This is a genomic window from Paenarthrobacter sp. MSM-2-10-13 (assembly GCF_011605365.1).
Lineage (GTDB): Bacteria > Actinomycetota > Actinomycetes > Actinomycetales > Micrococcaceae > Arthrobacter.
The window spans coordinates 501,066-514,223 of sequence record NZ_JAAOXO010000001.1; the positions used below are offsets into that span (position 1 = coordinate 501,066).

General features: G+C 62.1%; 11 protein-coding genes and 1 tRNA gene. 4 read left to right on the forward strand and 8 right to left on the reverse strand.

Annotated elements, in window-relative coordinates; genetic code table 11:
* Positions 1 to 58: 58 nt before the first annotated feature.
* The 3 genes from HAV21_RS02355 to HAV21_RS02365 are packed head-to-tail and all read left to right on the forward strand — an operon-like array spanning position 59 to position 2,528.
* Positions 59 to 958, forward strand: a complete 900-nt coding sequence (locus tag HAV21_RS02355) for a sulfurtransferase (protein WP_166840176.1) — start codon at positions 59 to 61, stop codon at positions 956 to 958.
* On the forward strand, positions 955 to 2,103 hold the full coding sequence (locus HAV21_RS02360; RefSeq protein WP_142938609.1) for an NAD(P)-dependent alcohol dehydrogenase: 1,149 nt from the start codon (positions 955 to 957) through the stop codon (positions 2,101 to 2,103). The genes HAV21_RS02355 and HAV21_RS02360 overlap by 4 nt, the downstream gene beginning before the upstream one ends.
* Complete coding sequence (locus HAV21_RS02365) at positions 2,100 to 2,528, forward strand: HIT family protein (RefSeq protein ID WP_166840178.1); 429 nt, start codon at positions 2,100 to 2,102, stop codon at positions 2,526 to 2,528. Before HAV21_RS02360 ends, HAV21_RS02365 begins: the two co-directional genes overlap by 4 nt.
* A 99-nt stretch (positions 2,529 to 2,627) precedes the next feature.
* On the opposite strand, the gene hrpA is transcribed toward HAV21_RS02365, so the two are convergent.
* The 3 genes from hrpA to HAV21_RS02380 all read right to left on the reverse strand — a co-directional run bounded on the left by hrpA (position 2,628) and on the right by HAV21_RS02380 (position 7,905).
* Positions 2,628 to 6,575, reverse strand: coding sequence for an ATP-dependent RNA helicase HrpA (gene hrpA, locus HAV21_RS02370; RefSeq protein ID WP_166840180.1), 3,948 nt, complete (start codon positions 6,573 to 6,575; stop codon positions 2,628 to 2,630).
* Between the two features lie 13 nt (positions 6,576 to 6,588).
* A complete protein-coding gene (locus HAV21_RS02375) occupies positions 6,589 to 7,581 on the reverse strand; it encodes a YafY family protein (RefSeq protein ID WP_142938612.1) in 993 nt (330 codons plus the stop codon).
* Between the two features lie 153 nt (positions 7,582 to 7,734).
* A complete protein-coding gene (locus HAV21_RS02380) occupies positions 7,735 to 7,905 on the reverse strand; it encodes a hypothetical protein (RefSeq protein WP_165450181.1) in 171 nt (56 codons plus the stop codon).
* Positions 7,906 to 7,986: 81 nt separating this feature from the next.
* Here HAV21_RS02380 and HAV21_RS02385 point away from each other — a divergent pair, with 81 nt between their 5' ends.
* Complete coding sequence (locus tag HAV21_RS02385; protein WP_166840182.1) at positions 7,987 to 8,955, forward strand: helix-turn-helix domain-containing protein; 969 nt, start codon at positions 7,987 to 7,989, stop codon at positions 8,953 to 8,955.
* 62 nt (positions 8,956 to 9,017) lie between these two features.
* Here the strand turns inward: HAV21_RS02385 and HAV21_RS02390 are convergent, their stop codons facing one another.
* The 5 genes from HAV21_RS02390 to HAV21_RS02410 form a co-directional block, all read right to left on the reverse strand.
* A complete protein-coding gene (locus HAV21_RS02390) occupies positions 9,018 to 9,320 on the reverse strand; it encodes a protealysin inhibitor emfourin (protein ID WP_142938614.1) in 303 nt (100 codons plus the stop codon).
* A gap of 82 nt (positions 9,321 to 9,402) precedes the next feature.
* Positions 9,403 to 10,446 (reverse strand): M4 family metallopeptidase, encoded by a 1,044-nt coding sequence (locus HAV21_RS02395; protein ID WP_223940520.1) that lies wholly within the window; start codon positions 10,444 to 10,446, stop codon positions 9,403 to 9,405.
* 154 nt (positions 10,447 to 10,600) lie between these two features.
* A tRNA-Arg gene (locus tag HAV21_RS02400) sits at positions 10,601 to 10,673 on the reverse strand.
* Between the two features lie 108 nt (positions 10,674 to 10,781).
* Complete coding sequence (locus HAV21_RS02405) at positions 10,782 to 12,284, reverse strand: FAD-dependent oxidoreductase (protein ID WP_166840184.1); 1,503 nt, start codon at positions 12,282 to 12,284, stop codon at positions 10,782 to 10,784.
* Entirely contained in the window at positions 12,281 to 13,153 is an 873-nt protein-coding gene (locus HAV21_RS02410; RefSeq protein ID WP_166840186.1) for an FAD:protein FMN transferase, read from the reverse strand. The genes HAV21_RS02405 and HAV21_RS02410 overlap by 4 nt, the downstream gene beginning before the upstream one ends.
* Between the last annotated feature and the right edge of the window lie 5 nt (positions 13,154 to 13,158).

The window sequence follows — 13,158 nt, forward strand, 5'->3', positions numbered from 1 at the left end:
GCTGGAATCCGGGCGCCGGAAGCAAAGGGGTCCATGCCGCAGGAACGAAGGAGAACTTATGGCCACGCTGATCAGCGCGTCGGAACTGCACGCGCGCCTCGAGTCCGGGAAACGCACTGCACTTCTGGACGTCCGCTGGGTCCTGGGCCGTACTGATGGACACGACGAATACACGGCCGGTCATCTTCCTGGCGCGGTGTTCGTGGATCTCCCCACAGAGCTGGCCGATCACGCACAGCCCCGGCAAGGCCGCCATCCTCTGCCAACCCGTGAGCGCTTTCAGGAATCCGCGCGCTCGTGGGGCATCAGCGACGGCGACACCGTGGTGGCGTATGACAACAGTGGCAGCATGGCCGCGGCACGCGTTTGGTGGATGTTGCGGAATGCGGGCTTTGACTCTGTGTACCTGCTCGACGGCGGCCTGGCCGCCTGGCGCGCGGCAGGGCACCCGGTGGAATTCGGTGACGTGCGACCCGCCGTCGGAAATGTCACTTTGGGTGAGGGCCGCATGCCGGCGATCACTGAGCATGACGCGGGGCAGTGGCACCGCAACGGTGTGTTGCTGGACGCCCGGGCAGGGGAGCGGTACCGCGGTGAGGTGGAACCCATCGATCCCAAGGCCGGGCACATTCCGGGCGCCGTGAGCGCGCCCACCACGGGGAATGTCGCCGCTGATGGCACGTTCCTTCCGGCAGAGGAGCTACGCCGGCGCTTTGAGGAGCTGGGTCTGGAGCCGTCGTCCAAGGTGGCTGTCTATTGCGGGTCTGGGGTGACGGCCTCCCACGAGGTGGCTGCCTTGGAAATCGCTGGATACCGGGCTGCGCTGTATCCGGGCTCGTTTTCGCAATGGTCCAACAATCCTGCCCATGACGTTGCCGTGGGCAGTGCGCCGTTTGAACAGCACGCCGCCGGACCAAGTGGCACAAGCAGGGCTGCCGGGAGTAGCGTCGAAGCATGACTCCCGGACGCCCTGTGCCCCCACCTCTTGCCAAGCCGATCACCATGGACACCAGTGAAGATCGCCCCGGAACGCTGGCTGCAGCGTACGGTGCCACATCCCCGGATAGTGGGTTGGTACCCCTGACGGTGGCCCGCCGCGTACCTACAGAGGATGACGTGGAGATTGCCATTGAGTTCTGCGGGCTGTGCCACTCGGATGTGCACGCAACGCGCGGTGAGTGGAGGGTTCCGCCCTACCCGTTGATCCCGGGTCACGAAATCGTGGGCCGCGTAACCCGTGTTGGGGCGGCCGTTCAGGACTTCGCCCCAGGCGACCGCGTGGGCGTTGGCTGCATGGTGGATTCCTGCCGCGAATGCGAGAGCTGCCTCGAAGGACTGGAACAGTACTGCGAGCGGGGCAATGTAGGCACCTACGGGGCTGCAGATCCGCGGCACGGTGACGAGATCACCCAAGGTGGATACTCAACCTCGGTGGTGGTGGACAGGCGTTTCGTGTTGCGGGTCCCGGATGCGCTGGATCCGGCTGCGGCGGCTCCGCTGCTGTGTGCCGGTATCACCACGTACTCGCCGCTGCGGTATTTCGAGGTAGAGGAAGGCGACTCCGTGGGTGTTGTTGGCCTGGGCGGACTGGGACACATGGCCGTCAAGATCGCCAAGGCCATGGGTGCTGAAGTAACGGTATTCACCACCTCCGAATCCAAGTTCGAGGCCGCACGGGAGCTGGGCGCGGACCATGTGGTCCTGTCCAAGGACGCCGATGCCATGGAGGCAGCCAACCGGAGCATTGACGTGATCATCGACACCGTTGCAGCCCCGCACGATCTCAACCCGTACTTCCGGACCCTTCGCCTGGACGGGGCCCTCTTCCAGCTGGGCCTTCCCGCCGATGACATGCCACCGGTCAGCCCCGGGTTGCTCATCCGCCGGAGGCTCGCCTACGCAGGTTCGTTGATTGGTGGCATTGAGGAGACGCAGGAAATGCTGGACTTCTGTGCCGAACACGGCGTAGTGAGCGACATCGAGGTGGTGGCGGCCGGGCAACTCAACGAAGCTTATGACCGCATGGTGGCCGGAGACGTGAAGTACCGTTTCGTTCTGGACACAGCAACACTTCAGGAACCATCGGAAAGGGCAGACGCATGAGCACGCTGTTTACCAAGATCATCAACGGTGAGATCCCGGGCCGCTTTGTCTGGAAGGACCAAGACGTGGTGGCGTTCCTGACCATCTCGCCCATCACCCAAGGACACACCTTGGTGGTGCCGCGTGAAGAGGTGGATTCGTGGACGCAAGCCAGCCCGGAATTGCTGGCCAAGGTCATGGACGTGGCCCAGCGCATCGGCAAGGTGCAGGAGTCCCTGTTCGACGCCAAGCGTGTTGGCGTGTTGATGGAGGGTTTCGAGGTGGATCATCTGCACGTCCACGTGTGGCCGGCGTATTCCACGGCGGATTTTGAACTTCACAACGTGGACCACAACCCGGACCCCGCCATCATGGATGCCACTGCCGTGAAGCTGCGCGCGGCTTTACGCGACGCGGGCCACAGCGACGCTGTCCCCGAGGTGTGACTTTGCCAGTGGTGGCGGTCTCTGCCTGTGGCTGATTCCTGCATGATTTAACCCGGCGGTGCTTGTGAAGCGCCGCCGGGTTTTCTCATGCCTGCCCGGTTATACCGGCGCGAGTGCTTGGTTCAGTGCCGTGCGGATTCGCTTCTCCGACACGGAGTAGGCCGTGCCAAGTTCAACCGCGAAGAGGCTCACCCGCAGTTCTTCGATCATCCAGCGCACACGTGTTAACTCCGGGCCGGCGCCGCGCCCTGGAAGCAGAGCCGATACGGCGTCGTCGTAGTCATCCTCCAACGCCTGTACCACTGCCATGTTCAGGCCGTCACGCTGGACGCTGCCCGGGAGCTTTTCCAGCCGCTTCTCGATTGCCTGAAGGTACCGCGGGAGTTGGCTGAGCTGCGCATAGCCCGTCTGTGCCACAAAGCCCGGGAACACCAGCTGCTCCAGTTGGCTCTTCATGTCATTGAGGGCGCTGATCAGATGCAGGCTGGTGTTGGACTTCAGCTGCTTCTGGATGCGGCGGGTACTGGCCAGGACACGTTCGACGACGGCCGTCACCGTGAACACGGTATCGATCAGTTCTGCACGGACTACCTCGTACAACGCATCGAACGATTTCTTTTCCCACGGCAGATCCTGCGGAACCAGTTTGTCGATGGCTGCCAGTGCGCAGTCCGCGATGAGTGCGCTCACGGATCCATGCGGGTTCTGGCTAAACGTCAGCTTCTCCGTATTACTGAGGTGCTCCAGCACGTAACGGTCCGGTGGCGGGATCCGCAAGGCAAGCAATCGGATGACGCCGCCACGCATGGCGGCTTCCTGCTCCGGCCGGGTCTGAAATACCCGCAGTGCCACGGATTTTCCTTCGTCCACTATCGCCGGGAAGCCGGTGACGGCATGGCCCTTGACAGTCCGGGTAACCTGGCGCTCCACCGTGCCGAACTCCCACATGGTGATGCCGCCGCGTTCGGCAATAATTCCATCGCCTGCCGGCGTTGCGCCCGGGGCTGGCGTTTGACCGTTGGGTGCGCCTGACGTGCCGGTTCCCTTGCCGCCCTTGGCGCGTGACGTCGTCGCGGGTGTGGCGCCGAGCGATTCGGCGATGGCGCGGCGCGTTGCCGGCGCCAGCTTCTCCTGGAGTTCAGCAAGGTTCTTTCCTTCGTCAAGCACCTTGCCCTTGCTGTCCACCACCTTGAAGCTAACCCGTAGGTGCGGCGGTACGGCATCCCAGTTCCACGAACCTGGAGGAATGACGTGTCCGCGGAGCCGGCGAAGAACAAGTTCCAAGGATGGCTCAAGTTCGTCGGTGGCGGGATCAAAGTCGGCTTCCAGCGCTGCGGTTGCCTGCCGTGCAACGTCCGGGGCAGGCACAAAGTTCTTCCGTACCTGTTTGGGTAGTGACTTGATCAGCGCCGTGACCAGTTCCACCCGTTGCCCGGGAATTTGCCAGCGGAACGGGGCGTCGTCCAGTTGGTTCAGGAACAGCACCGGGACTTCAGCCGTGACACCGTCAGATGGGTTGGGGGCCGCGCCTGGCCCTACGGGATGGAACTCGTAGCTCAACGGCAGGTCGAAGCCCTTGTGCAGCCAGCTCTTCGGATACGCGGAGTCGTCCAGTGCTTCGGCGTCTTCGCTCATGAGTAAGGATTGGTCGAAGTCCAGGAGATCGGGATCTGACTGCCGGGCATCCTTCCACCACTTATCAAAGTGCCTCTCGGAAACTACGTCCTTGCCGACGCGGGCGTCATAGAACTCGAAGAGTGTCTGGTCGTCCACCAGAATGTCCCGGCGCCGCATGCGGGTTTCGAGTTCTTCGATCTCCTGAAGCAGGGCCCGGTTCCGGTGGAAGAACTTATGGTGTGTCTTCCACTCGCCCTCCACCAAGGCATGGCGGATGAACAATTCGCGCGACAACTCGGGATCGACGCGCCCGTAGTTGATGCGACGGTTGGGAATGATGGGTACGCCGTACAGCGTCACTTTCTCGTGAGCCATGACAGCGCCCTGCCGTGATGACCAATGCGGTTCGCTGTAGGACCGCTTCACCAGATCCGGGGCTACCTGTTCAGCCCACAGGGGATCGAACTTGGCGGCGACGCGCGCCCAGAGGCGGCTTGTCTCCACCAACTCTGCGGCCATCACGAAGGTGGGTGATTTCTTGAACAGCGCTGAGCCGGGGAAGATCGCAAAACGGCTTCCGCGGGCACCGGCGTATTCACGCTTGCGCTCATCAAGGAGGCCGATGTGGCTCAGCAACCCGGAGAGCAGGCTGATGTGGATGCCCTCGTAGTTGCCCACGGGATCTGCTTCGCGCTTATTGTCCAGCGCGATGCCGAGGGGTTTGGCCATTTGCCGGAGCTGGGTAAAGAGGTCCTGCCACTCACGGACGCGCAGGTAATTGATGAACTCGTTGCGGCACAGTTTGCGGAACTGGGTGGAGGAGAGCTCGCGCTGCTTTTCCTGGATGTAGTTCCACAGATTGAGGAAGCCGGTGAAGTCCGAGAGCTCGTCGCGGAAACGAGCATGCTTCTCCGCAGCCAACTGTTGCTTGTCCGACGGCCGTTCCCGGGGGTCCTGGATGGTCAGGGCAGCCGCCAGGATCATCACCTCGCGCACACAACCCCGCTTGCCCGCCTCCACGATCATCCGGCCCAGCCGTGGATCCACCGGCAGTTGGGCCAATTTCTGCCCGACGGCGGTCAGTCCACTGCCGCTGCGACCGTTGCCGGCCGCGTTACCGGACTTGGGCGAGGTCAAGGCGCCGAGTTCGCGCAGGAGAGTGACGCCGTCGTTGATGGCCCGCGAGTCCGGTGGTTCCACAAACGGGAAGTTTTCAACGTCCTTGGGACCGCGGGCAACTCCCATGGCGGTCATCTGCAGGATGACGGCCGCGAGGTTGGTCCGGAGGATCTCCGGGTCCGTAAACAAAGGACGCGACTCGAAGTCCTCTTCGGAGTACAAACGGATGGCAATGCCCTCCGAGACGCGGCCACAGCGGCCCGAGCGCTGATTGGCAGAAGCCTGGGAAACACGCTCGATAGGGAGCCGTTGTACTTTGGTCCGGTGTGAATAGCGCGAGATGCGGGCGGTTCCGGTATCTATCACGTACTTGATGCCGGGAACTGTCAGGGACGTCTCGGCCACGTTGGTAGCCAGGATGATGCGACGTTTTCCGCCGGGATTGAACACCCGGTGCTGCTCCTGCAGGCTCAAACGGGCAAAGAGCGGCAGGACTTCCGTCCCGGCAAGTCGCCTGTTTGTTTGGATACGGCCGTTGATCGCCTCAGCGGCGTCCCGGATTTCGCGCTCGCCGGAGAAGAAGATGAGGATGTCCCCGGGCGCTTCCTTAGCGAGCTCGTCCACAGCGTCGCACACAGCGTCCAAGGGATCGCGGTCCTCTTCGAGTTCGTCGTCCGAGGTATCGTCTTCTCCACCGGCCGGCTGGGACAAAGGCCGGTACCGGATCTCCACCGGATAAGTTCGTCCGGAGACTTCGATGACCGGCGCTGGATCATCCTCACTGCCGAAGTGCCTGGCGAACCTTTGGGGATCAATGGTTGCCGAGGTGATGATGACTTTGAGGTCCGGGCGCTGGGGGAGAATGCGCTTGAGGTAGCCCAGGATGAAGTCGATGTTGAGGCTGCGCTCGTGGGCTTCGTCAATGATGATGGTGCTGTATTTCCGGAGCAGTTTGTCCCGCTGAATCTCGGCGAGGAGGATGCCATCAGTCATCAGCTTGATCTTGGTGGATGAGCTGACCTCACCGGTGAACCTGACCTGGAAGCCCACCTCCTGGCCAATCTCTACGTCCAGTTCAGAGGCGATGCGCTCGGCCACCGTCCGGGCTGCGAGTCGGCGTGGCTGGGTATGCCCGATCAGGCCTTTGTCTCCAAGGCCCAGTTCGAGGCACATTTTGGGGATCTGTGTGGTCTTGCCCGAACCGGTCTCACCGGCAATGATGGTCACCTGGTTTGCGGAGATGGCCGCCATCAGATCCTCGCGGCGCTCGGATACGGGCAGCTCTGCGGGGTAGGAAATATGAAGTGTCATGGCTGCTGCCAGTCTACTGTGGCTGGGCTCCCGCGTCCGCTGTGTCCGTCACAGTCCCGGCTGCAGCACTGAGACGGTGCGAAAGTTCCATGGCGTAGGACTTGAATTCAGCAGGCTCGAGGATCTCGAAGTCAACATCGAGTGCTGCAAGATACGCCGCCGGAGCTGCGAGGTTGTCCCATCCGGACCGCAGGATGGTGGCTTTGGGTCCGTCGGACGCCAGTGTTGCGTACTGGGAATTTACGACGGCGGCAATCTCGGCCAGGGGCGCGCGGAGCCGCACCACGACGTCGAACCTGTACGGCGAACGGGTGATGGACTGCTGCACGTAGGCGGCGAGGTCTTCCGCGGGCAGCGGACGTGGAGTGTATTTCTTGCGTTCCGATGGCAGCGAAGCAAGACGGTCCGCCCGGAAGGTTCTCCAGTCCTCCCGTTCGACGTCCCACGCCACCAGATACCATCGCCGGCCGGTGTCCACCAACCTGTAGGGCTCCACCAGCCTTCGTGCGGATTCGCCGCCGGACGTGACGTACTCAAAGGAGATTTGCCGTCTGTCCGATATTGCGGCGGAGACGACGGTCAGTTGTTGAGGATCAACAGTTCCTGCATTGCTGGGAAGGGTAGTGACGGCGGCCTTCAGCATGGCGAACTTGGGACGCAGCCTGGACGGCAGGACCTGTTCCAGCTTCGCCAACGCGCGCACAGAGGCCTCACCAATGCCGGCTACGGGGCCAGCAGCCACAGAGTTCAATCCCAAGGCCACCGCCAGGGCTTCATTGTCATCCAGGAGCAGAGGCGGGAGCTGCGCACCTGCTCCAAGTTGATAGCCACCCGCGATTCCCGGGGATGCGTGAATGGGATACCCGAGATTGCGCAGTTTGTCGATATCGCGGCGGACGGTCCGTTCGGTCACGCCCATCCGATCAGCGAGTGCCGGGCCAGTCCATTCCCGACGCACCTGCAACAGTGACAGCAGCTGGAGGAGCCGGGCAGAGGTTTGGATCATGCAAGTGAATCTAGCTCATGTCCGCGGAAAAACCTTGGTGGGATTGGGACCGCGTAGGGACGCCCGTCGATCGAAGAATCCTGCAGAATTCCGTGAACTGACGGGCGTCGGTTTGATTGGCTTTGGTGGACCTTGCAGTCGCTTGGCATGCCCCTAGTAGATGCGGGGGTTCCAGTACGGGCTGCTCGGAGAGTCGAAGGCGCTCCAGGGTTCCTTTGAGTTGATGGGCGGGTTGTGCCCGAGTCCATCCTTTAGCAGGGCTGAAACGGTAGCTGCTACGGCGGTGATGAGGACGATGAAGAGGATGATTCCGAAGATTTCCATGCCTCAAGCCTGCTCCTGAGGACGGACAAGAAACAGTGGCAGAAATGCCCCAAATAGATAAATTTCTGCCACACTGGAGATATGTTGAAATCAGTGGCTGTGATGGTGGTACCCAACTTCTCGGTCTTCGAATTCGGTACGGCCTTCGAGGTCTTCGGCATCGACCGATCTGACCGTGGGGCCGGGGTGCCGGCCTTCGATTTCCGGGTGGTGACACCGGAACCGGGTGACGTCCGTATGAAGTCCGGCCTGTCCCTTCATGTGAACCTCGGCCTCGAAGCAGCGGCCGATGCAGACCTCGTCATCATGGCGCCGTTTGGCCGGGACCAGGACGTCCCCGAGTCCGTCATGGAGGCGTTGCGGGCAGCACATGCCAGGGGCGCGTGGGTGATGTCCATTTGTTCGGGCGCCTACGCGCTTGCCCGTGCCGGTTTGTTGGACGGGCGCCGGTGCACCACTCACTGGCATTATTCTCAGGATCTGGCCAGTCGGTACCCGTCTGCGATCGTGGATGAGAATGTCCTCTATGTGCAGGACGGGACCATCATCACCAGCGCCGGGACGGCCGCCGGAATCGACGCCTGCCTCCATCTTGTCCGCGAGGAGCTGGGAGCCAATGTGGCCGCCGCAATTGCACGCGACATGGTGGTACCGCCATACCGCGACGGCGGCCAGGCCCAGTTCATCGACAGGCCAATGCCCCGTTGCGGTTCCGCGCCCATGGAGGAGCTGCTTCGCTGGATGGTTGAACACCTCGACCAAGAGCACAGTGTGAACGAACTGGCGGCCCGACTCCACATGTCTCCCAGGACGTTCGCCCGCCGTTTCCGGGCGGAAACCGGAGCGACCCCTGCAGCGTGGCTGAATTCGCAACGCGTGCTGCGTGCGCAGGAACTGTTGGAGACCACTGAATTGAACATCGACGAAATTGCCAGGGAAGCCGGGTTCGGACATTCAGTGCTGCTCCGCCACCACTTCACAAAGGTGCTGGACACAAGTCCGCAAAGTTATCGTCGTGCATTCCGTGGGCAGTTGGCAGAAGCCATCTGAGTCAGCTGGGCAGATGTTCGCAGCTTTGCCGGGCGGACGCCGGCTCCACGGGGGCAGCGGCTTTAACGACGGCTACCTAAACGACCCCGTGACTCTGATCCTTCAGCCTTGGCGCATTCGACCAATTCCTGCCAAGGGCCGGTAACAGCACGTTCCGGGAGGGTGGCACGGCGTTGGCCTGCCCTGATGGAGTACATGAAGCGGTCCGGCTCGTTGGCCGCTTGCGCCTGGCTTTTGGCCTCATCCCATGGGCAAGCCTCCACGATCGGGACCCATCGATTCTTGTCATCAGGGGAGACTGCGTCCACGCTCCAGATGCGGGTCAGCGCTGCGATTCCCCCACTGCGTTGGACGGTGATCTTCATGACCGGCTGCTTCTCGTTCGGTTGATCCTTAGTTAGCCGACCGGCAGGGACCGAAGGAAAGACATCCGGTCCCGCCACCTGACTAAACCTTGACCTTCACAGTCTCCCACGCCTTCAGGACGGCGTCATGCTCCGCTGAACCGGAGCCGAAGAGTTCCTCTGCCGTGGCCACAGTGGTCTTGGCAAACTTTCCGAACGTGCACGTCGCTGGAAGGCTTCCGCTGGTCAGCGTGCCGTACCAGATCTGGCCCGGCGCTTCCCACGCATTGCCACCAATTTCAGAGGCCACCACATAGAAAGCCTTGTTGGGGATGCCGGAGTTGATATGGACTCCGCCATTGTCAGCACTGGTCCGTACGTATGTATCCATGGAGTCCGGCTGGGGATCCTTGCCGAGAACGTCGTCGTTGTAAGCGGTGCCCGGTGCTTTCAGGGAACGCAGGGCATCGCCTTGAACCTGGTCCGTGAAGAGGCCCTCCCCGATGAGCCAACTAGCCTGCTCTACCGACTCCTTCTTCAGGTATTGCTCCACGAGGACGCCGAAGACATCAGACATGGACTCGTTGAGCGCGCCAGCCTGATTCCGGTAGGCCAGATTGGCCGTGTATTGGGTAACTCCGTGCGCGAGTTCGTGGCCGATGACGCTAAGGGACTTGGTGAAGCGCTGAAAGATCTGCCCATCGCCGTCGCCAAACACCATTTGGGAGCCATCCCAGAAGGCGTTGTCATAGAGCTTCCCGTAATGGACGGTGGCGTCCAGGGCCAGCCCGGCATCATCAATGGAGTCCCTGCCGAAAATCTCGCCATACAAGCGATGCGTGCTCCCCAGGCCGTCGTAGGCCTCGTCGGCTGCCACGTCCCCGACAGGTGCCGCACCTTCCTTCCGGACTACGCGTCCGGGCAAAGTTTCCAAAGACTCAGCATCGTAAATGGTCCGTTTGGCGGGGCCGGGCTTAGCTTGGCGTGCGCTGGGGGGAGCGGCGGGGATGGGGGCTGTGCGGATGGCCTGCAAGTCTTTGATGTGAAGCAGGGACTCTTTTGCTGCCCTGGCCACGGCGCGCAGCCGTGGCTCGTTCTGGGCGGCTAACTTGCGAAGCATGTACGGAGGGACGATGGAGCACATCATGGCTAACCCCTTTGGCTATCGGTATGACCAACTGAATTCAGCCTAGGAGTAGGGGCAGACATTATTGCGGCACAGGACCGGCAAGCCCCGAACTGATAGTGAGTATCCGGCACACAAAAATACCCCGCCAGCTTTGCTGGCGGGGTATTCGTTGTGCCCTCGATAGGATTCGAACCTACGGCCTTCTGCTCCGGAGGCAGACGCTCTATCCCCTGAGCTACGAGGGCATCCAGGGTTCCCTCCGTTGCCGGTGGGACGTCCTAGAGCTTAGCAGCCACTGAGCCGCAAATGAAAACCCGGCGCCAAGCCGGCGAGCCCGGCCGGAACCTAGCCCATCAGTAGCCTGCGAACGAGTCCACGTGGACCCGCCGAGCTCCTGCATCACGTGCCGCAGCGCGCAGGGAATCCACGCTCGCCGGAGACCCGGATACAAACACTTCCCGTTCCCCAATGTCCGGAACCAGCTCCTTAAGGCGCGGGGCGTCGATCCTGGAGGCGCCGGCGTCGACCATGAACTCCGGGGGAGTGGACCCGTCCGCAAGCCGGGCTATTACCTTGGCGCCCGATGCTTCCAGTTGTTCCACGCTGGCCAGCTCATGGCGCCCCTTCGCGAGATACAGCACCACGGTGTCGCGCGCGGCGTCCTTGGCCGCCAGCTGCGACAGGAAAGGGGTAATGCCGATTCCCGCAGCGATGAGCAACACCGGCTTCCCGGCGTCGTTCGGCAGAACAAAGTCCCCACCCACTGCCGTTGCGGAGATACGGTCCCCGGGCCGAAGCGCAAACAGTGCCTTCTTCGCCGTAGAAAGGGGCTCCGCCGTGCCCACGCCAAACGTTATTTCGGTGGCGCCGGGCGGGCTGGTGATGCTGAAGACGCGACGACGCCCCTTACCATCAGAGCCTGCATGCGGGAGGTTGAGCTCCATGAACTGCCCTGCGGCAAAGCGCACCGGCCTGTGCGCCTCGAACCTGAATTCAGTACTTGCCGGGGTGAGGGGGCGCGAACCTTTGAACGTCAGTTGGATGCCACCTCGTTGTCCCAGGAAGAACGCCATGAGGTTGCCCACCAACAGTGCCAGTTCCGGGGAGTTGGCAATGAAACCAAAGTTATAAGGCACCGCAAAAACAACACCCACGACGGCGGCCAACGCCAGCTGCTGCCAACGACGGGGAGGCAGGGTGAGGGGCTCCGAGAGCATGAAGCCCACAAAAAACAGCAAGGGCCGTTGCGCCAGGGACTGCCACAGGGCCTGGCCCAACGTCATATTGCGGCTGAGCAGCTCCACCGTGATGATGCTTGTGGCAGCCACCAGGAAAACGGTGGCCATCAGCAATTTTCGTGTGCGGTACAGGACAAGCAGGACCCCGGGAACCAGGAGCCAGAGCATGGCCGGCGTCGCGGCCCACCATGTGGCGATGTTCAGCCCGGTCAGACCCGTGATGAACGCGCCCACCGCGGCCGGGTTGAAGATGTGCCGGCCACGGAACGCCAGGGCATACTTGGAGACGCTGGCCAGCACGCAAGCCAAAGCAACCCCCGCCATGTCCATCACCCCAAAAGCGGGCCAAAACAGGAAGTACAGCAGCAGCCCGGTGATCAGCGAGGACTCCGTGTGCGGTTTGACCCCGAAGAGCAAGGCAAGCAGCCGGCTGGACGCGTAGGTCACACCCAGGCAAAGCACAAGGTGTACCGCCATCTCCGGAAGCCCGAAGGTCAACCATCCCAGGATGTTCAGGACCATGCTGTAAACAACCAGTACGCCCAGCACCCAGAGAATCAGGCGGTACATGGTGAAGTGGCCCAACCAGGTGTCCAGGCGCGACTTAGCGGCAATCATGTGAACAGTCTCCCCTCAAAACCGTGCGAAAACGCGGCAGCACCATTCGATGACACCGAAAGCCATGAGAAATCAAATTCGACCTCCAGCCGAGGCGGTTCAAGCATGAACAATGCCGTAGCAAGTCCGTCCGCAACCAGGGCGCTTTCAGCCATGGTCCATGTAGCCACAGTGGTGTGTATGGGCTCGCCCGTACTTCCATCCAGGACATGGTGGAGACCGTCACCCCACGTGCGCCGGTTGGAGGCGGAGGCGCACAGCGCGGAATTGTGCAGCTCCACCGTTCCTATGGCCTGCCGGGGGTTATAGGGATGTTCCAAAGCAACGGTGACCGGATGGTCACCGGAGTGCAGCATGTCGCCGCTTCCATCCACCAGGAAATCGCTCTGTCCCTGTGCTCGCAGGGCTGCGCCCAGCAGGTCAACGAGCTGGCCCTTCCCGGCTGCTCCGACGTCCAAAACCACCGGTTCTTTCGCGGCCAGGTCCGTGCCTGTCCAATCGAGGACGTCTTCCCACCGCGGCGGAGCGAGGGGGAGTCCTGACGGAACAAGCGCATAACCGGCGTCGTAACCCAGTCGCTCCAAGCTGCTCCCGATAAGTGGCGTCATGGCACCATCGCTGAGGCGGTACAGCACGGCATAGAGCTTCTGCAGGGCTACTGCATGATCCGGCAGCGTGATGATGCCCGGGCCACGGGACAGGATGGACACCAATGAATCCGGCCTGAACCGGGACCACGTCTTGTCGTACTCCGCAACAATCTCCAGCAGTTCGCTGCGGATCGCGGGTGCCAAACGGTCCGGCGTCGAGATTTCCCACTGCGTACCGATCCCTTCGAAGCGGAAAGTGCTCCAGCCAGGGTGGGGCATGGCCC

What these genes read in the sequence shown, in the direction of transcription:
- HAV21_RS02390 (WP_142938614.1), bottom strand. Translation starts at nt 9,320, where the DNA reads ATGAAGATCACCGTCCAACGCAGTGGGGGAATCGCAGCGCTGACCCGC.
- HAV21_RS02395 (WP_223940520.1), bottom strand. Translation starts at nt 10,446, where the DNA reads ATGATGTGCTCCATCGTCCCTCCGTACATGCTTCGCAAGTTAGCCGCC.
- HAV21_RS02405 (WP_166840184.1), bottom strand. Translation starts at nt 12,284, where the DNA reads ATGATTGCCGCTAAGTCGCGCCTGGACACCTGGTTGGGCCACTTCACC.
- HAV21_RS02360 (WP_142938609.1), top strand. Translation starts at nt 955, where the DNA reads ATGACTCCCGGACGCCCTGTGCCCCCACCTCTTGCCAAGCCGATCACC.
- hrpA (WP_166840180.1), bottom strand. Translation starts at nt 6,575, where the DNA reads ATGACACTTCATATTTCCTACCCCGCAGAGCTGCCCGTATCCGAGCGC.
- HAV21_RS02375 (WP_142938612.1), bottom strand. Translation starts at nt 7,581, where the DNA reads ATGATCCAAACCTCTGCCCGGCTCCTCCAGCTGCTGTCACTGTTGCAG.
- HAV21_RS02365 (WP_166840178.1), top strand. Translation starts at nt 2,100, where the DNA reads ATGAGCACGCTGTTTACCAAGATCATCAACGGTGAGATCCCGGGCCGC.
- HAV21_RS02355 (WP_166840176.1), top strand. Translation starts at nt 59, where the DNA reads ATGGCCACGCTGATCAGCGCGTCGGAACTGCACGCGCGCCTCGAGTCC.
- HAV21_RS02410 (WP_166840186.1), bottom strand. Translation starts at nt 13,153, where the DNA reads ATGCCCCACCCTGGCTGGAGCACTTTCCGCTTCGAAGGGATCGGTACG.
- HAV21_RS02380 (WP_165450181.1), bottom strand. Translation starts at nt 7,905, where the DNA reads ATGGAAATCTTCGGAATCATCCTCTTCATCGTCCTCATCACCGCCGTA.
- HAV21_RS02385 (WP_166840182.1), top strand. Translation starts at nt 7,987, where the DNA reads ATGTTGAAATCAGTGGCTGTGATGGTGGTACCCAACTTCTCGGTCTTC.